This is a genomic window from Mycobacterium sp. SMC-13 (assembly GCF_045311035.1).
Lineage (GTDB): Bacteria > Actinomycetota > Actinomycetes > Mycobacteriales > Mycobacteriaceae > Mycobacterium.
Window position 1 is genome coordinate 332,545 of the sequence record NZ_JBJIAI010000001.1, and the last position, 17,197, is coordinate 349,741.

At 68.6% G+C, this 17,197-nt stretch carries 15 protein-coding genes and 1 pseudogene; 5 read left to right on the plus strand and 11 right to left on the minus strand.

The genetic code is table 11. From position 1 onward, the window contains the following. The first annotated feature begins 15 nt into the window (after nt 1–15). Nucleotides 16–1,041: an Rv2578c family radical SAM protein gene (locus ACJH6I_RS01740; protein WP_406783612.1), complete on the plus strand. Its 1,026-nt coding sequence runs from the start codon at nt 16–18 to the stop codon at nt 1,039–1,041. A gap of 1 nt (nt 1,042) precedes the next feature. Here the strand turns inward: ACJH6I_RS01740 and ACJH6I_RS01745 are convergent, their stop codons facing one another. Genes ACJH6I_RS01745 through ACJH6I_RS01770 form a run of 6 tightly spaced genes read right to left on the minus strand, consistent with a single transcriptional unit; the run spans nt 1,043 to nt 6,710 of the window. After that, the gene (locus tag ACJH6I_RS01745; protein WP_406783613.1) at nt 1,043–2,047 is read right to left on the minus strand and encodes a zinc-binding alcohol dehydrogenase family protein; all 1,005 of its coding nucleotides are present in this window, start codon (nt 2,045–2,047) and stop codon (nt 1,043–1,045) included. A gap of 20 nt (nt 2,048–2,067) precedes the next feature. Continuing rightward, the gene (locus tag ACJH6I_RS01750) at nt 2,068–3,048 is read right to left on the minus strand and encodes an Acg family FMN-binding oxidoreductase (RefSeq protein ID WP_406783614.1); all 981 of its coding nucleotides are present in this window, start codon (nt 3,046–3,048) and stop codon (nt 2,068–2,070) included. A gap of 48 nt (nt 3,049–3,096) precedes the next feature. After that, entirely contained in the window at nt 3,097–3,714 is a 618-nt protein-coding gene (locus tag ACJH6I_RS01755) for a TetR/AcrR family transcriptional regulator (protein ID WP_406783615.1), read from the minus strand. Between the two features lie 19 nt (nt 3,715–3,733). After that, on the minus strand, nt 3,734–4,555 hold the full coding sequence (locus tag ACJH6I_RS01760) for a mycofactocin-coupled SDR family oxidoreductase (protein ID WP_406783616.1): 822 nt from the start codon (nt 4,553–4,555) through the stop codon (nt 3,734–3,736). Further along, nucleotides 4,552–6,114: a flavin-containing monooxygenase gene (locus ACJH6I_RS01765; protein WP_406783617.1), complete on the minus strand. Its 1,563-nt coding sequence runs from the start codon at nt 6,112–6,114 to the stop codon at nt 4,552–4,554. The genes ACJH6I_RS01760 and ACJH6I_RS01765 overlap by 4 nt, the downstream gene beginning before the upstream one ends. Beyond that, complete coding sequence (locus tag ACJH6I_RS01770) at nt 6,111–6,710, minus strand: TetR/AcrR family transcriptional regulator (RefSeq protein ID WP_346415607.1); 600 nt, start codon at nt 6,708–6,710, stop codon at nt 6,111–6,113. Before ACJH6I_RS01770 ends, ACJH6I_RS01765 begins: the two co-directional genes overlap by 4 nt. Nucleotides 6,711–6,807: 97 nt before the next feature. Here ACJH6I_RS01770 and ACJH6I_RS01775 point away from each other — a divergent pair, with 97 nt between their 5' ends. Then, nucleotides 6,808–8,094 (plus strand): HNH endonuclease, encoded by a 1,287-nt coding sequence (locus tag ACJH6I_RS01775; protein WP_406783618.1) that lies wholly within the window; start codon nt 6,808–6,810, stop codon nt 8,092–8,094. On the opposite strand, the gene ACJH6I_RS01780 is transcribed toward ACJH6I_RS01775, so the two are convergent. After that, nucleotides 8,091–8,981: a neutral zinc metallopeptidase gene (locus ACJH6I_RS01780; protein WP_406783619.1), complete on the minus strand. Its 891-nt coding sequence runs from the start codon at nt 8,979–8,981 to the stop codon at nt 8,091–8,093. The genes ACJH6I_RS01775 and ACJH6I_RS01780 overlap by 4 nt on opposite strands. Before the next feature lie 32 nt (nt 8,982–9,013). Between ACJH6I_RS01780 and ACJH6I_RS01785 the strand changes: the two genes are divergently transcribed. Next, the gene (locus tag ACJH6I_RS01785; RefSeq protein ID WP_406783620.1) at nt 9,014–10,534 is read left to right on the plus strand and encodes a carboxylesterase/lipase family protein; all 1,521 of its coding nucleotides are present in this window, start codon (nt 9,014–9,016) and stop codon (nt 10,532–10,534) included. Here ACJH6I_RS01785 and ACJH6I_RS01790 read toward each other — a convergent pair. Next, nucleotides 10,531–11,037, minus strand: coding sequence for an SRPBCC family protein (locus ACJH6I_RS01790; RefSeq protein WP_406783621.1), 507 nt, complete (start codon nt 11,035–11,037; stop codon nt 10,531–10,533). The genes ACJH6I_RS01785 and ACJH6I_RS01790 overlap by 4 nt on opposite strands. 33 nt (nt 11,038–11,070) lie before the next feature. After that, on the minus strand, nt 11,071–11,535 hold the full coding sequence (locus ACJH6I_RS01795) for an MPT63 family protein (protein ID WP_406783622.1): 465 nt from the start codon (nt 11,533–11,535) through the stop codon (nt 11,071–11,073). A 76-nt stretch (nt 11,536–11,611) separates the two neighbouring features. Here ACJH6I_RS01795 and ACJH6I_RS01800 point away from each other — a divergent pair. Beyond that, nucleotides 11,612–12,265, plus strand: a pseudogene (locus ACJH6I_RS01800) (phosphoribosyltransferase); the annotation flags it as partial. Here ACJH6I_RS01800 and ACJH6I_RS01805 read toward each other — a convergent pair. Continuing rightward, nucleotides 12,265–13,488: a DUF3060 domain-containing protein gene (locus tag ACJH6I_RS01805; protein WP_406783623.1), complete on the minus strand. Its 1,224-nt coding sequence runs from the start codon at nt 13,486–13,488 to the stop codon at nt 12,265–12,267. The pseudogene ACJH6I_RS01800 and the gene ACJH6I_RS01805 sit on opposite strands and share 1 nt — an antisense overlap. A 199-nt stretch (nt 13,489–13,687) precedes the next feature. Here ACJH6I_RS01805 and ACJH6I_RS01810 point away from each other — a divergent pair, with 199 nt between their 5' ends. Beyond that, complete coding sequence (locus tag ACJH6I_RS01810; RefSeq protein ID WP_318984514.1) at nt 13,688–16,312, plus strand: LuxR C-terminal-related transcriptional regulator; 2,625 nt, start codon at nt 13,688–13,690, stop codon at nt 16,310–16,312. Here the strand turns inward: ACJH6I_RS01810 and ACJH6I_RS01815 are convergent. Then, the gene (locus ACJH6I_RS01815) at nt 16,309–17,190 is read right to left on the minus strand and encodes an oxidoreductase (RefSeq protein ID WP_318984515.1); all 882 of its coding nucleotides are present in this window, start codon (nt 17,188–17,190) and stop codon (nt 16,309–16,311) included. The genes ACJH6I_RS01810 and ACJH6I_RS01815 overlap by 4 nt on opposite strands. Nucleotides 17,191–17,197 lie beyond the last annotated feature (7 nt).

A 17,197-nucleotide genomic window follows, 5' to 3' on the forward strand; every position in this document is an offset into this window, starting at 1 on the left:
TTGTTCGAATGAAGTGTGCGGTGGGACGGGCAGGCGGTGGCGCGGGCCGAAGCGGACGGCGCTCTACCGGGCCTGGAACGGCTCGGGTTGGTACGCAGCATCCGGGTCCCCAAGTTCGACGGCATCACGTTTCATGAGGTGCTCTGCAAGTCGGCGCTGAACAAGGTGCCGGGAGCTTCGAATCTGCCGTTCCGGTACACCGTCAACGCCTACCGCGGCTGCTCGCACGCGTGCCGATACTGTTTCGCCCGGCCCACGCACGAGTATCTGGACTTCGACTCCGGAAATGATTTCGACCGTGAACTCGTGGTGAAGACGAATGTCGCGGAAGTGTTGCGGCGGGAGCTCTTTCGGCGTTCCTGGACGCGCGATGCGGTCGCGCTGGGCACCAATACCGATCCCTATCAACGGGCCGAGGGCCGGTACGCGCTGATGCCGGGAATCATCGCGGCGCTGGCCGATTCCGGGACGCCGTTCTCGATCCTGACAAAGGGCACGCTGCTGCGCCGTGACCTGCCAATGATCGTCGACGCGGGCACCCGGGTCGGGGTCAGCGTCGCGGTGTCGTTGGCGATGCTGGACCCCGATCTGCATCGGTCGGTCGAACCGGGGACCCCCACGCCGGCCGCGCGGTTGGAGCTCATCTCGGCGATCGCGGCGGCCGGGCTCGATTGCCATGTGATGGTGGCGCCGGTGCTGCCGTACCTGACCGACTCGCAGGCGCATCTGGAGGCGCTGCTGTCGCGGATCGCGGCGGCCGGCGCCACGGGTGTGACGGTCTTCGGACTGCACCTGCGCGGCGCGACGCGTGGCTGGTTCCTGGCGTGGCTGGGCTCGACGTATCCCGAACTGCTGCCCAGGTACCGCGAATTGTACGGGCGCGGTGCGTATCTCGGTCCGCAGTACCGCGAACAGCTGCGCAACCGGGTCGCGCCGCTGGTTGCCCGATACGGCCTCGGCAACGGGTCGAACAGACTTGACACCATGCGTACCGCCCCGGCGGCAGTGTCCGCCGGGGCGGTGCAGCCTGCGTTGTTCTGACTCAGGCAATCTGCAGGACCGCGGCGCCCGAGATTCGTCCGGCGGCCAGATCCCCGAGGGCCCGGTCCGCGTGGTCGAGGGGATAGATCGGGGCCGTGACATCGATGTGGTGGGTGTCGGCGAAGGCGAGGAACTCCCGGGCATCGGTGCGGGTATTCGATGCCACCGACCGCACCTGGCGTTCCTGGAACAGGTGGCGCTGATAGTTCAGTTCGGGGATGTCACTGAGATGAATGCCGGCGATCGCCAGGGTGCCGCCACGGTCGAGGGCTTCGAGCGCCGGGAGCACCAGATCACCCACGGGCGCGAACAGGATCGCGGCGTCCAAGGCGACCGGTGGCCGGGCCGCGGCGTCCTGAGCCGAGGCGGCACCGAGGTCGAGTGCGAGTCGCCGGGCAGCCTCGCCGCGGGTCATGACATGCACCTCGGCGCCCCGGGCGAGTGCCACCTGCGCGGTGATGTGGGCACTGCCGCCGAAGCCGTAGATTCCGAGCCGGCCACCGGCGGGTGGGTCGGCCCGCAGCAACGACCGATAGCCGATGATGCCGGCGCACAGCAGCGGGGCGAGTTCGGCATCGGTGTATCCCGCGGGCAGCGGGTGCACGTAATCGGCTGGTGCCGTGACGAATTCGGCGTAGCCGCCGTCGGCGTCCCAGCCGGTGTAGCGGGAATGCGGGCACAGGTTCTCCGCGCCGCGGAGGCAGAATCGGCAGCTGCCGCAGGTGTGCCGGAGCCAGGCCACACCGACGCGATCGCCGACGGCGAGCTGCGCGTCGGTGTGTTCGCCGACGGCCACCACTTCACCGACCACTTCGTGGCCCGGGATGACGAACGGTCGGTGCACCGGCAGGTCGCCCTCGGCGACGTGCAGGTCCGTGCGGCACACGCCGCACGCCCGCACGGCGATGAGCACTTCACCGTCACCGGGCGCCGGGACATCGACGGAGCCGAATTCGAGCGGACCGCGTTCGATCGGCCCGGGCTCACGCACTCGCCATGCACGCATGGGGCCAGGCTACGTCGAGGTCAACCGGCCCGGACCTGAAAGACATCCGACAACGGACGGCGCGGTGTCGGCGGCGGCACGTCGTCGAATTCGGGTGCGACACCGATCCGCACCAGAACCTGCGGTAGCGCGTGGCCCGTGAGTCCACTGATGATGTCGCGGGTGGCGGGGTGTTCGGTCACGTGCGTGAGGGTGCAACTCGCCAGCCCGGCGCCGGTGGCCTCGACGAGCACCGCCGACAACGTCTCGCCGCATGCCAGGATGCCGCGCGGGGTGTCGTCGAGCGCCGAGATCACCACGATGGTGGCCTGGTCGTCTCCGATGTCCTGCCGCCGTTCCCTGATATGCGTCACCGGGAAGGTGCGTCCGACCTCGACGCGGTCGGATTCCGCGGCCGACACCAGTGCGCTGTGCGGAATTCCGGTGGTGGCCCCGAAAGGAGCTGTCCACCAGGCCAATTCAGCGTGATACGAGGTGTCGTACATGCGCAGCGACTCGGCGAGATGGGAGGCTTCGGCGACTTTGTCGCGCTGCTGCGGCGTGATGAGGTCGACGTGGGTGGGGCGGTCCTGGACTGCCGGCCGCAGCAGCATCTCGAACGCCGCCAAATTCTCGACGGGGCCATAGGGCAGCCGGTCGGTGCGCCGGCGCGCGACGGCGTCGGCGTCCCTGCGCTGGGCAGTCGTGATGCCGGCCGCCGGCCGGAACTCGATGTCGGCCAGGTGGTGCCGGTTGTTCGGATTGGGAAAGCGGTCGACCAGGGTCTCCCACCCGCGGGCCGCCATGACCACGCGCAGATGGTCCAGGGCCGCGCCGCAGCTCAGTATTGCCTGCCGGCCCGAGCTGTCGGTGTCCACCAGCTGGTCGGGATCGACAAACAGCCGCAAAGTGGTCGATTCCAGCACCCAGGCCCACGGCTGGCTGTTGTGGAACGACGGTGCGCGGCAGGCCGAATGAACTGCGTCCTCGATTTCCCCGAGTGCGACGGCGGTTTTCATCATGAGTCCACATTGCCCACCGCGGAAGGGCTCAGACAGGGCCAGAAGTCATCAATTCTCCAACGCGCGCAGACAGAACGCATAGATGCGCTCGCTACCGATCGGGGTGAGCTCGAGGCCCGGTCCCAGTGCGCGCAGTCGCAGGGCGCCGAAGATGGTCTGCATGACCAGAGCCGCCGTGGCCTCGACGTCGAGGCCGGGGGCAAAGGTGCCGTCGGCCATTCCGCGTTCGACGATGTCGACGATGAGCGCGTGCAACGGTGTCAGCACCCGGCCGTAGTCGTCCGGCATCGTTTCGGCCAGGCGATCGTGGTAGAAGGTGAGCCCGCGATTGATGCGGTCCTGGGTGCTCGACGCGGGCGGCACGCAGATGCGGTCGACCAGCTCACGCAGCGCGTCCGCGGGGCTCAGCTCGGCCGCCTCGGCGTGCCATGTGGTAGTGAACTCGGTCAACATCGCGTCGATCAGCGCCAGCACCAGCTCGTCCTTGGTGGCGAAGTGCTGATAGAAGGCGCGCAACGACGTCTTAGAACGCTCCACGACCTGCAGCACCGTGAACTCCGTGCGGCCGGTCTCGCCGAGGATGTCGAGGGCCGAGCGCATGAACTGTGTCGCGCGCGCCTGCGCGTCGAGACTGTTGTTTGCCACCTCGGCGTTCGACTTCGCCATGGCGACTGAGGTTACCCGGTCAGATCTTGAGATAACCCTTGTCTGCCGGGATTTGCGCCGCCGTCACCAACGACGACGCGTCGCTCGCCAGCCACACCACGATGTCGGAGATCTGGTCCGGCTTGATGAGTGAATCCGTCGGCAGCGCGCCGGGGGAGAAGCTGTGGATGTACTGCGGATGGTCCTGCAGGACCTGGTACATCGACACGTCGTTGCCCATCGGGGTGTCGGTGCCGTACGGGTGTACCGAATTCACGCGGATGCCGTACTCACCCAGTTCGACGGCCAGCGCGTTGATCATGCCCACGACGCCGAACTTGCTGGCGCAGTAGTGCCCGCAACCCGGCACCGCCTTGATGCCGGCCGCGGAACTGGTGGCGATGATCGACCCACCGTTGCCGGCCGCGATCATCGCCGGCACCACCGCCCGGATGGTGTTCCACACGCCGGTCAGGTTGATGTCCAGGGTGTCCTGCCACTGCTGCGGGGAAATCTCCCAGAGCCGCCCCCAGTTCAGCACGCCCGCATTGGCCACCACGATGTCCAGCCGGCCGAACTGCTCGAGGGTCTCGGCGACCACGCGCTGCTGTCCTTCGGCGTCCCGGACGTCGACCTGCTTGGCGTAGATCTTGCGGCCTTCACCTTCGACGAGGTTCACCGTCTCGGCCAGGTCCGCGGGAGTCGCGGGCTCGTAGCCGTTGGCCTCCGCCACGGGCGCGCAGGCGTCGATGGCGACGATGTCGGCACCGGCGCGCGCCAGCCGCACACAGTGCGAACGGCCCTGTCCGCGCGCCGCTCCGGTGACGAAAGCGACCTTGCCGGCCAACGGTTGATCGGTCATGCGCTGAGCTCCTCACTCCTCGCGGCGGTCCGGACGTCGCTGAACTCGTAGTCCGTCAGCGGTGACCGCCGCGCGAAAATCCTTGAGCCGGTGATGGTTTGCGGTCGGTAGTAGGGGGTTTCGTGCTGCGAGTTGACGAAGTAGGTGTTCAGTTCGGTCGCACGGGTGTAGTACGTGTGCGCGGTGCGCCCACGCCGGTCCATCAGGGCGTTCCACCTGTGGAACGCGTCATTGCTCACCGCGACGACAGGTGCCTCGGCCCGGCCGCGGGCCGCGTCGATCATCCGAACCGCGTGGGCGGCAACGGTTTCTACCCAGTCCATCCAGGCGAACCCGACGAAGCCGAGCGGGCCGACGATCTCCCAGCGGTTGGGCAGCCGCGGGTGCGCAGTGCCGGCATAGGCGTGCAGTCCGTGGGCGCGGTAGTACTCGGCGAGGTCGAAACCGCCTGCGCCCAGGATGGTTCCGGGGCGGTACGTCTCCGGGTCGGTCCACAGTTCGTAGCCCGTGGCGGTGACCAGAAGGTCGGCCGGGTGGACCACGCCGTCCACCGTGCGGACACCGTCGCGGGTGATCCGCTCGATGGGCGTGGTGATCAGGTGGGTATCCGGATGGTTGAGCGCCGGCAGGAACGAGCTGGAGATCACCGGGCGTTTGGCCATGATGCCGTACCGGGGGAGCAGTGCCTTGCGGGTTGCCGGGTCCTGCACGGTCGACCGCAGCAGCAACCGGTACAGATTGCGGCTGTTGCCGTCGTACAGGGGCATGAGCTTGGTCAGCACCGTGCGGGGCAGCCGGGAGAAAACGTGGACGATCGGCACCACCATCGTGACGTCCATCAACAGCCGGCCGAAGGTGTTGATCGCGCTGACGAAGCCAGGCACTCTGAACAGGCGCCGCAGCCACGGCGGGATGTCGAAGTCGATCTTGGGCAGTACCCACGCCGGAGTGCGTTGGTAGACATCGAGATTCGCGGCGACGCCGGACAACGCTGCGGTGATCTGCACGCCGCTGGAGCCGGTGCCGATCACCGCGACGCGTTTGCCGCGCACGTCATAGTCGTCGTCCCAGGCGTTCGGGCGCAGGATGGTGCCCTCGAAATCCTCGATGCCGTCGATGTCGACGACGTTCTTGGCGTTGACGTAACCGCCGACCGAGCTGATCAGGAACCGCGCCGTCAACTCCGGCTGGTTGCGGATGGACAGCCGCCACATCCCGGCGTCGTCGTCCCACTGCTGGCGCAGCACCTCCGAGTTCGCCCGCAGGTGTGGTCGCAGGCCGAGCTTGTCGGCGGTGTCACGCAGGTAGGCGTAGATTTCGGGACCCGGCGCGAAGAACCGGCTCCAGTCGGGGTTCGGCGCGAAGGACAGCTGGTACCACGGTGACGGGATGTCGACGGCGAGCCCCGGATAGTGATTGTCGCGCCAGGTGCCACCGAAGTCGTCGCCCCGGTCGACGATGACGAAGTCGTGAATCCCTTTCTGCTGCAACAGGTGCGCGGAGGCGATACCGCCGGGCCCAGCGCCGATGATGACCACTTCGTGGTCGGGTGTGGTCATGGTGCCTCTCCGTTGAGTCCATTGATGATGTGGTCGGTGACGAAGCGCCGGATGGCGCGGGGGTTGTCGAGGTTGACCCCGATGGGTGGGAGCAGTTCGAAGCTCAGCAGCACCCGGACGATCCATTCGCCGGCGCGGGCCGGGTCGACGCCCGCGCCGATCTCGCCATCGCGTTGCGCGGCTTTGACGCGTGGCTTCCAGAGCTCGACGGCGCGCTTCATGAGGTCCTCGCCGATGTTGCGCAACAGCAGGACGACGATGCCCTCGTTGATGCCCTTCTGCGGCGCAGAGGGCGAGCTCTGCCGGTGCGCGCAGATCAGGACCGCGGCAGCGGCGACCTGGTCGGCCAGCGTGGACTGCTTGTCGATCTCGGCGGCCATGCCGTCGACGAACTTGGAGGCCAGGTGATCCAACGCGACGCTGATGGCGTGGTCGCGGCCGCCGAGCGCGTTGTACAGCGTGCCTCGCGAGACGCCGGCGGTTTCGGCGACGGCCGTGAGGCTGAATTGCCTTGGGCCCAAACGGTGGAGGGTCTCCGCGGTGGCTTCGAGTAGTGCCGGCGAGATGGTGCGCGGCGTCGGCGGCTTGGCGGGCATTTGCACACATTAACGAAATTTGTTCAAAGTGGTCAACGATTCGGGAAACCGATCTTGGCGGTGGGACTTGTCGGGGGCGGAGTGTAGATTCGAACGTATGAGCGAAAGGCTGGTGGTGGACCCTGACGCCGATGAGGCGGCGTTGTCGCGTCGTATGACTGAGCTCGAGCGGGTGAAGTCGGCCGCGGCGGCGGAGCAGGCGCGGCTGGCGGCGGCGTTGGAGGCCCGCCGGATCGCGGCGGCGCGGGCGGGTGGGCCGCGGGTGTCGCGGGCGGCGTTGGGTTCGGAGGTGGGGCTGGCGCGGCGGGAGTCGCCGCATCGGGGTGAGCGGTTGATGGTGATGGCCCGCATTCTGACCGCGGATATGCCGTGCACGCTGGCCGCGTTGGAATGCGGGGTGCTGTCGGAGCATCGGGCCGAGTTGATCACCAAGGAAGCGGCGTGCCTGTCGGCGTTGGATCGTCAGCTGCTCGATGTCGAGTTGTGTGGGGACCCGGCGCCGTTGGTTGGTTTGGGGAACGCCGAGGTGTCGGCGGAGGCCGCGCGGATCGCCTATGAGTTGGATCAGCAGAGCGTGCTGGACAAGATGCGGCAGGCGCGGGCGTCGCGGCATGTGCGGTTCCGGGTGGCCGGTGACGGGATGATGACGATGACGGTGCTGCTGCCCGCGGCTCAGGGGCAGTTGGTGCGCCAGACGCTCGTCCGGGAGGCGGCGTCGGTGGTGGCGGCGGGCTCGGAGCGTGGCCGTGGGCAGGTGATGGCTGATGTCGTGGTGGAGCGGGTCGCGGGGCGCGATCCGGTGCGGTCGCCGGTGCCGGTGGCGGTGAATCTGGTGCTTTCGGATGAGACGCTGCTGACCGGGGGTGAGCAGCCCGCGCAGTTGGACGGGTACGGGCCCATTCCGGCGGCCCTGGCTCGCGACATGGTGCTGGCCGCGGCGGCCGAGGGCACGGCGGCGTTGCGGCGCCTGTATGCCCAGCCGGGCACGAACAAGCTGGTGGCGATGGAATCCACCTCCCGAACATTCCCGAAGGGCCTGGCGACGTTCATCGGGTTGCGCGATCAGCTGTGCCGGACGCCGTATTGCAACGCCCGGATTCGGCACACCGACCACGTCCGGCCGCACGTGCACCACGGGCCCACCAGCGCGCATAACGGGGATGGTCTGTGTGAGCACTGCAATTACGTCAAAGAGGAACCTGGCTGGCAGGCCGCGGCGACCTATGACCGGTTCGGGCGGCACACCATCGCGCTGACCACCCCATCGGGAGCGGTCTACACCTCCACCGCACCGCCAATGCCGACCGGACTACAGGTCCTCACCCGCAGGGTCCATCTCGCGATCATCGACAAGGGATCGCGGCCCCGCGTGCTGCGTGACTAGCCCAGATCCTGCGCGTTGTACGTGTCGCACTGCTTGGGGTCACCGGTCTGGTAACCGGTGGTGAACCACTTCTGCCGTTCGGCGGACGACCCGTGCGTCCAGGACTCCGGGTTGACGCGTCCGGTGGCCTGCTTCTGGATGTGATCGTCACCGACCGACGAGGCCGCCGACAGCGCGTCGGCAATGTCCTTGTCGCTCAACGGCTGCAGGAACGGCACACCCGTGCTCTTCTGCTTGACCGTCGACGCGTAGTGCGCCCACACGCCGGCGTAGCAGTCGGCCTGCAGCTCGGTGCGCACGCTGTTGCCCTCGGCGCCCTTCGGCCCGCGCTGGGCCTTGCCGATGTCGCCGAGCAGGTTCTGCACATGGTGGCCGAACTCGTGCGCCACCACGTATTCCTGTGCCAAAGGTCCACCGCTGGAACCGAATTCGTCGACCAGGGTCTGGAAGAAGCTGGTGTCGAAGTAGGCGACCTTGTCGCCGGGGCAGTAGAAGGGGCCCACAGAGGTATCGGCCGGGCCGCACGCGGTGTTGACCTGTCCCCGGAACAGCCGGATCTTCGGCGGTGTGTAGCCCTTCAGTAGCTGCGACCACACGCCGTCCACCGAGTTGCCGGTGGCCACGATGCGGCACTCCAGGTACTTGTTGGCGTCCGCGCCGGTCTTGCACTTGCTCAGGTCGTAGGCGCGCGATCCCTGGCTGGACTGCGGCGCCTGGCTCTGGTGGCCGAGAATCGAACTGGGATCCACGCCGAGGAACATGGCGACGACCACGATAACCAAGCCGCCCATGCCGCCGCCGATCGCCAGACCCCGGCCGCCGAAGCCACCGCCCCCGCTGGTCGACGTGTTGCTCGTGTCGATCTGCATACCTTCGTTGAAGGACATCACCGCTCCGTCCGGGCCTCGAATACGACTGGATGTCAGCTTTCCACACTAGGATTCATGACGTGGCCGTCCAGCCCGAAACCATCGACCGTTCGACCATCGTTCACACCGTCGCGGGCGCCCTCAGGGGCACCACGGAAGGCGGTGTCTACGTCTGGCGGGGCGTCGGCTACGCCGAGCAGCCCGTCGGGCCGTTGCGTTTCCGCGCTCCGCAACCGCTGATCCCGTGGTCCGGCGTTCGCGACGCCATCGATCACGGACCCATCCCGCCGCAGGGCAAGTCGTTCGTCGGCGGCGGCCGCGACGACCCCAAGATGCGTGACGAGGCCTGCCTGACCGTCACTGTCTGGTCACCCGACGTGACGGCTGCGCTGCCGGTGATGGTGTGGATTCCCGGCGGTGCGTTCGTGTTCGGGGCCGGCCAGTTGCAGCTGTACAACGGGTCCCGGTTGGCGGCCAACGGCAATGTGGTGGTCGTCAACGTCACGTATCGGCTCGGCGTGTTCGGCGGCTTCGAACTCGGCGATCTGGGTCCCGGGTTCGACGACAACCTGTGTCTGCGGGACCAGATCGCGGCACTGCAATGGGTGCGCGACAACATCGCCGCGTTCGGCGGCGACCCCGACCAGGTCACCGTCTTCGGCGAATCCGCGGGGGCGACGTCGGTGCTGGCGCTGCTGGCCAGCCCCGCGGCCGACGGTCTGTTCGGCCGGGCCATCGCGCAGAGCCCGGCGCTACCGCTCATCGCCGACCGTGAGACCCGGGCCCGCCAGGCGCACGAGTTCGTCCGCCGGTTGGACGTCCCCGTCGACGAGATCGTCGCGCTGCCGCAGCGCCAGCTGCGCCGCGCCGCCGGCCAGCTGCAGGGGGAGAGTGCGGCCAACAGCCCCAAGCTGGCCTACGGACTGACCTACGGCGTCGACCTGCTGCCCGAGCATCCGGTGCTTGCCGCCCGGGCCGGGGCTGTCACCAAGATTCCGCTGATCGTCGGCACCAACAGCCGCGAGGCATCGATGTTCGCCTGGGGCCGGCCACCCATGCTGCCCACCACCGTGCCGATGGTCGACGACTATTTCGCACGTGTCGCCCCGGACGCCAAAGATGCTGTGCTGCAGGCCTATCCGAGCTATCCGCGGCGCCGGGCGCTCATCGCGATCGGCTCCGACGTCATGTTCGGCGCCCCGACATGGGCCTTCGCGGACGCCTACAGCGGGCACGCGCCGACGCACGTCTACCGGTTCGACCACACCACCTGGACGCTGAAGGTGCTGGGGCTCGGCGCGACGCACGGCAGCGAGATCGTGCACATCCAGCACAGCTACGGCTCGTACCTCGGCCGGATGCTGCATCCGCTCGGGCGTCAGGTGCAGCCGTCGGTCGGCCGGCGCATGCAGCGCACCTGGCTGGATTTCGCGACGGCGGCGCTGGCCAATTGGCCGACCTACGACACCGACCGTCGGGCCACGCGGGTCATCGGCTCGATGCGCGACGAGACCATCGATGACCCGGACCAGGCGCGCCGCGAAGTGTGGGAAGGGCTCTACGCGCCCTAGCTCGCGTCCCCGTAGCGCTCGTCGGTGTAGCGGCGCAGGTTGTGCAGGAACCGCTGGAACAGCCAGCCCATCATGGGGCCGCCGGCCCGCATGCCCAGCTCGCCGGCGAGGCCCTTGGGCTTCATCGCCATGACCCACGTCAGGTGACAGCCATCGGCGGTTTCCTCGACGGTGTAACCCTCGGCGAACGCCGACAGCATGTTCGAGGTGCTGGTGTTGAACCGGAACGCCATGTAGGAGAACGGTTCCCAGGCGATGAACTCCTCGTCGCCGACGATGTGGCCGCGCATGGTCACCGTGCGCGTGGTGCCCACGCCGTACGGTTTCGGGCTGGTCCACTCGACGTTGGTGATCAGCGTCGCCCAGCGCGGCCAGGACGTCTCATCCGAGAAGACCTCGAACAACTGCTCCGGCTTGACCGCCAGATCGACCTTGCTGACGAAGCGGAACGGTGCGCTGTCGATGAAGTCGACGCCGACGCGCTCGCACTGGTAGGTCTTCATGAGTAGACACCATAGAACAGGGTGTCTACTGGTTCACGGAGTCCAGACCATCAGGTCTTCCATGCCGTTGTTCATCGTCACCGTCGTGGGGGCCGGGCCGGTGACGTCGAAGTGGATCTTTCCGGTCGACTGCCCGCCCTGCGGAATGGTGGCGCCGCTGATGTTGACCGGGCTGGCCACCATCCACAGCACCCGGTACGCCGCCTGGTTCGGTGCAACGGCGTTGAACTGCGAGATGGCCGGGGTCACCGGGCCGCTCAGGGCGCGGACGGTGGCCGTGGCCTCCCACAGCTTTCCGGCGACCCGGTAGCCCGGCATGACATCGGAGCTCGGCTTGAGGTCCGAGACCTGCCAACTCAGCTGGACCTGACCGACGCTGTCCGTCATCGTCATGGCGCTACCCAGCTTGCCGACCAGCGGGTAACCGGCCGACGCGATCGGCGCGGTGGCGATACCGATGACCGAGAGAACCGCAACAGCTGTTCCGGTGACCTTCACTTCTGCCTCCTCGAAACGGTTTTTATCTGGCCCTGTCAATTACGGATTACCACTGAAAAGTGCTGATGGGAATAGGATGGGAGCTACGCGAAACCAGGCATCGAGGCGCGTCTTTCGTGATCGTTCAGAAGCGGGGCGCGCATTGGCCGGTCTGCTGACGGCGTACCGCGGCAGGCGCGATGTCGTCGTGCTCGGTCTGGCCCGCGGCGGTGTTCCTGTCGCTCGGGAAATCGCCCGTGCTCTCGACGCGCCGCTCGACGCGCTCATCATCCGCAAGCTGGGCGTCCCCGGTCATGAGGAGTATGCGATGGGCGCGATCGGCGTCGGCGGTCACGTCGTCGTCAATGAGGATGTGGTTGGGCCGCTGCAGATTTCACAGCAGACGCTGTCCGAGGTCGCGGAAGCCGAGGGGCGCGAGCTGCAGCGGCGGGAAACCGATTACCGCCAGGGGCGGCCACCGCCGAACGTCAAGGGGCGCACCGTGATCCTCGCCGACGACGGCATGGCCACCGGCGCCAGCATGCGCGTCGCCGCCGAAGTGGTGCGGGAGAGCGGGCCGCGGACCCTGGTGGTCGCGGTGCCCGTCGGTACGGAAGCGGCGTGCCGTCAGCTCATGGGAATCGCGGACGACGTGGTGTGTGCCGATATGCCGACGCCCTTTGCGGCGGTGGGGGAGTCGTACCGCGATTTCGGCCAGGTCGGCGACGACGAGGTGCGCCGACTGCTGAGCTAAGGATTGACGACGGTTTCGCCAGGCCCGGACTCGACGGTTTTGCCAAAGCCGATGGCGACGGCGTGGCTGTCCGGACCTTCGGCACTCACCGTGTTGGACGTGCCGAACGCCGCGGCGGTGCTGTCGTTCCCGTTCACTTCGACATCGTTGTACGAACCGTTTCCGGCCTCTGCCGCGCTGTTGTTCCCGTTCACCTGCACGCTGTTTCCGGAATCTGTCGATGCCAAGCCGGCCTTGGCGGAGCTGCCGTCGCCGTAGACCTGCGCGCTGCTGAAGTCGCCGAGGGCGTCGGCCGTGCTGTGATCTCCCTCGATCCAGGCGGTGGTGTGGTCGCCGATGGCGCTTGCCGTGTTGCTGTCGCCGACCACGTAGGCAGAGCTGTGGGGGCCAACCGTCGCCACATCGTTGCTGTTGCCGCTGACCGAGGCGCCACTGTCGACGCCGTCGGTGGATACGTCGTTGTGGTCGCCGGTGACTCGCACGGTGACGGTGTCGGTGTTCGTACTGCCGCTGCTGGTGACGTCGTTGTCCGAGCCCCGCACGACGACGACATTGCGGGCCCCGGTCGCGGCCACGGTGTTGTCGGATCCGATCAACGAGACGGTGCTGTCCAGGCCCGTGGCATCGACGGTGTTGCGGGAGCCGGTGACGGTCGCCTCGCTGTCGATACCGGAGGCGCGCACGGTGTTGTCGGACCCGCTGACGGTGGCCTCGCTGCCGGAACCGGAGGCCGTGACCGTGTTGTCGACTCCGGTGACGGTGGCCGTACTGCCGGCGCCGGAGGCAAGGACTCGGTTCCCCGATCCGCTTGCGGTGGCCGTGGCTCCGGTGCCGCTGGCAGTGACCTTGTTGCCCGAGCCGGCCAGGCAGGTTTCGCATGCGCGCGTGTTGATGATGGCGGTGGCGCCGTCGCCGCGTGCGATCGCGGTGGAGCCGTTCGATGCGACCGCTGTCGCGTCCACACCGCGGGCGATGGCTTTCGATCCCTTGCCGTCGGAGATCGCGACCGCGTCGCCCTTCTGCACCCGCGTGACGCCGTTGGTGGCGACGGCCATGTTCTGGCCGGGTGGGGTGTGAGCAGGGGAATCTGACGTCGGCGAATCCGATGTCGGCGAAGACGGAGCCGGCTTGGCCGAGGCCACGCCGGGTGCGACGACCAGTCCTACGCCCAATGCCACCGCTAGCGCCCCGATGCGCCCGATGTGATTGGCATGACCCATGATTCGCCCCTTCCGCCTCCGCCCAGCGCCGGCGATCGCGCCGGTGATTGGACGGTAAGGCGGCCGACCGCCCGGGACTGAGGTAAGGCCCTACCCCAATCATGTAGCGCAGCTATTGTTTGCCCCCGGCGAACCTGGCAGCATCTGGTGCAAATGGTGTGAGTTTGCTGGGGCTGGGACGCGCCGGAGGTGATCCATAGTGATCCACGAGTGGCCCCTGCATGGACGAGCCGAGGAACTGCGGGCGATCGAGACGGCTATCCGTCGCCCGGACCGGGCTCGCGGCATCGTCTTGTCGGGCGCTGCCGGTGTCGGCAAGACGCGCCTCGCGCGTGAAGTCGTCACCGCCTGCCGGCCGCCGGGGCGCTCGCGATGGATCGCCGGCACGGCGTCGGCCCGCAGCATCCCGTTGGGCGCGTTCGCCGACATCGCCAGCGACTTCGGCCCCGATCCGTTGCGCCGCGTGCGGGAGGTGATCGACGGCGTGATCGGCGCCGCGCCGACGGGCGCGGTGGTCGTCGGTGTCGATGACGCGCACCTGCTCGACGATCTGTCGGCCTTTGCCGTGCATCAACTCGTCGCACGGAAGCTGGCCACCGTCGTGCTGACTCTGCGATCGGGCGAACCGGCTCCGGACGCCATCACCGCGATCTGGAAAGACGACATACTGGAACGCATTGAACTGCAACCACTTTCCTCGGCAGCCATCGCGAAGCTGGTCGAGCGCATCCTGGGTGGGCCGGTGCATTCACGGTGTGTGCAACAGCTGTGGCAGTACACGCAGGGCAACGTCCTGTATCTGCGCCACCTGTTGGACACCGAGGTCAGCGCCGGCCGGCTGACGCAGCAATCCGGGGTGTGGATGTGGCAGGGGCAGCCACGACTGACACCCACGCTCGCCGAACTGCTCACCACCCGGATCGGCCAGATTCCGGCGGCCGCACGCAATGTGCTGGACGCCCTCGCCGTCACGGAACCACTCGACATCGAAACCCTTGCGGCGGTGACGGATTCCGATGCCATCGCCGAGACGGAAGCGCTCGGACTGATCCGCATCGACGGCAGCGCGACGCCCGCGTCGGTGCGGCTGGCCCATCCGATGCTCGGCGAGGTGCGCCGCACCGACTCACTGCGGATGCGCCGCCTGCACGGTCAGATCGCCGCCGCGCTGATCGCTCGCCCCGCCACCGATCCGCGTGATCTGGTCCGCCGCGCGGTGCTGACACTGAACTCCGACCTGGCCCCCGACCCGGCGATCCTGAACGCGGCGACGTCGGCGGCGATCCAACTGACCGACATGCGGCTCGCGGAGTCACTGGCCGAGCGGGCGGTGGCGGCGGGTGGCGGCCTGGAAGCCGACATCGCCCTGTCGCTGGCCTTGATCTGGCAGGAGCGTGGCGAGGAGGCCGAGGTCATCTTCGCCCGCCTCGCCGCCGACACCTCCGGCCCGCTGCGGGTGCAGGTCGCCCTCCTGCGCGCCCTGAACTTCGCCGTGATCCTCGGTCACACGGCCCGCGCCGAGGCCGAACTGGACAGCGAGATACCGGCAGGCGACGCCACGGTCGCGGCGACGGCCCTGGCGTTGCGCGCGTCGATCGACGTGGCGCGCGGCCGGTCCACGGCCGCCATCGAGCAGGCGCGGCGGGTTGTCGACGACCCGGCTGCCGAACCCGTCGCGCAGATGCTCTCGACGTGGGCGCTGGTGAGCAGCCTGGGGGAGCTGGGCCGCATCGACGAGGTCGAGACGGTCGCGGAGGCCGGCTACCGGCTGGCCGACACCAGTGCCGAGGTGTCGCACCTGCGCCTGCCGCTGGCGTTTCTGCACCTGCACATGCATCGGCTGGCCGGGACCCTCGACCAGGCCGATGTCACCATCGCACGCATCCGCCGCGACACCGTCGACGTCCCGATCGAGGGCTCTTGGCAGGTCGCCGAATCGTGGCACGCCTTCGTTGCGGGCCTGTCGGCCGTCAGCCGGGGCGCCTTGGTCGACGCACACCGGTTGTGCCCGGAATCGCTCGCCGATTTCAGTGCCCGGGACAGCGGCAGCATGCGCAAGATGCTGGCTCGCTTGTGGCTCGTCACTGCCGACGCCATGGCGGGCCGCGCCGAGGATGCGCGCCGCGAGTTCGCCGCGACGCCGTGGTGGCAGGCCGACCCGGACGCCTGCGCCCGCGATCCTGACCGCACGCTGGCCCATGCCTGGGTCTGTGCGGCCGAAGGCGCTGTGTCCGAAGCGATTTCGATAGCCCGGGCGGCTGCGGCGCGGGAGCGTCAGCTCGGCCGGCTGGGCTGGGAGGTCATGCTGCTGCAGACCGCGACGCAGTTCGGCGACCGCACCACCGCGGCCAGGCTCGCCGAGCTCGCGCTGACGGTACGCGGGCCGCGCGCGGCGGCCGCCGCCGCGCACGCCGTCGCGCTGGCCGCGGCCGACGGCGACGGCCTGGTGGCGGCGGCCAAGCAGTACGAATACTTCGGCGACCGGGTGGCGGCCGCCGATGCGGCCGCGCAGGCCGCGGCCGTCTACCAACAGGCGGGGCTGCGCGGATCGGGCCTCGGCGCGGCCAGCACCGCGGCGCGGCTGGCGGCCGAATGCGGCGGCGCCGACACCCCGGCGCTGCGGGCCGCGGCGACTCCGTTGGCCATCACCGCCCGGCAACGCGAGATCGTCGGGTTGGCGGCCAAGGGGCTGAGCAACACCGCCATCGCGGAGCGGCTCGGGATGTCCCGTCGCTCCGTGGAGGGCCACATCTTCCGGGCGTGCCAGCGCGTCGGCGTCAACAGCCGCGACCAGTTGGTCGAGCTCGTCTTCGGCCGCCGCTAACCCGGTCCGTCACTGGCCGCGGCGAGCAGCGGCACCAGCACGTCACTGATCGGCGTGGGGATGCCGTGGGCGGCGCCCTTGCGCTGGATGACGCCGTTGCGGATGTCCCACTCCAACGGACGGTGCGCTTCCCGGTCGATCAGCATCGAGGTCGCCATGTCCGTCGGTGCCTGCGCGAGCATGTCGGCGATCTCGTCGACGACACCGTCGGGCAGCGTCGCGCCCTCGGCCCGGGCGACCGCGAGGCACTCGCTCAGGTACCTGCGGGCCACCGCCGCGACGTCGTCGCGCCGGAACATCCCGGAGCGCCGGCCGGACAGCACCATGAACCCGACCACGGCGTTGACCAACAGTTTGCGCCACGCCGCGCTGAGGAAATCCGGGTCGAGCTCGACTGCGATCCCGCTGTCCGCCAGGTCCGCCGCCAGGCGGCCCGCGGCCGCGTCGTCGGGCAGCACCAGCCGCGGGGCGCTCAGCACCTGCACCCAGCCCTCTGGCCGGGTCTCCGCGGCAATCCAGATCGCCGCAGGTACGACGGCGGAGTCGGGGCAGTAGGGCCGTAGCCGGTCGGCCTGTTCGACACCGTTCTGCAGTGCGCAGACCACGGTGTCCGGTCCGCACAACCGGGCCAGCCACGGCGCGGAGGCGGCGTACTGGGTGTCCTTGACCGCCAGCAGCACCACGTCGACCGGACCGGCGACAGCGTCGGGATCGGTGTGCACCGGGCCGGGTACGACGATGGGCGCGCTGCCGTCCATCCGCACCTCGATCGCCTCGCGCGGCGTCCGTCCACACAGCAGGACTTCATGACCCGCGGCGTACAGCAGCGCAGCGATCGTTGATCCGATGGCACCGGGTCCCACGAGGGCAAAGCTCACTGTCGCC

Coding starts and splice junctions, on each gene's coding strand:
- ACJH6I_RS01745 (WP_406783613.1), bottom strand. CDS start 2,047: ATGCGTGCATGGCGAGTGCGTGAGCCCGGGCCGATCGAACGCGGTCCG.
- ACJH6I_RS01750 (WP_406783614.1), bottom strand. CDS start 3,048: ATGATGAAAACCGCCGTCGCACTCGGGGAAATCGAGGACGCAGTTCAT.
- ACJH6I_RS01755 (WP_406783615.1), bottom strand. CDS start 3,714: ATGGCGAAGTCGAACGCCGAGGTGGCAAACAACAGTCTCGACGCGCAG.
- ACJH6I_RS01760 (WP_406783616.1), bottom strand. CDS start 4,555: ATGACCGATCAACCGTTGGCCGGCAAGGTCGCTTTCGTCACCGGAGCG.
- ACJH6I_RS01765 (WP_406783617.1), bottom strand. CDS start 6,114: ATGACCACACCCGACCACGAAGTGGTCATCATCGGCGCTGGGCCCGGC.
- ACJH6I_RS01770 (WP_346415607.1), bottom strand. CDS start 6,710: ATGCCCGCCAAGCCGCCGACGCCGCGCACCATCTCGCCGGCACTACTC.
- ACJH6I_RS01775 (WP_406783618.1), top strand. CDS start 6,808: ATGAGCGAAAGGCTGGTGGTGGACCCTGACGCCGATGAGGCGGCGTTG.
- ACJH6I_RS01780 (WP_406783619.1), bottom strand. CDS start 8,981: ATGTCCTTCAACGAAGGTATGCAGATCGACACGAGCAACACGTCGACC.
- ACJH6I_RS01785 (WP_406783620.1), top strand. CDS start 9,014: ATGTCAGCTTTCCACACTAGGATTCATGACGTGGCCGTCCAGCCCGAA.
- ACJH6I_RS01790 (WP_406783621.1), bottom strand. CDS start 11,037: ATGAAGACCTACCAGTGCGAGCGCGTCGGCGTCGACTTCATCGACAGC.
- ACJH6I_RS01805 (WP_406783623.1), bottom strand. CDS start 13,488: ATGGGTCATGCCAATCACATCGGGCGCATCGGGGCGCTAGCGGTGGCA.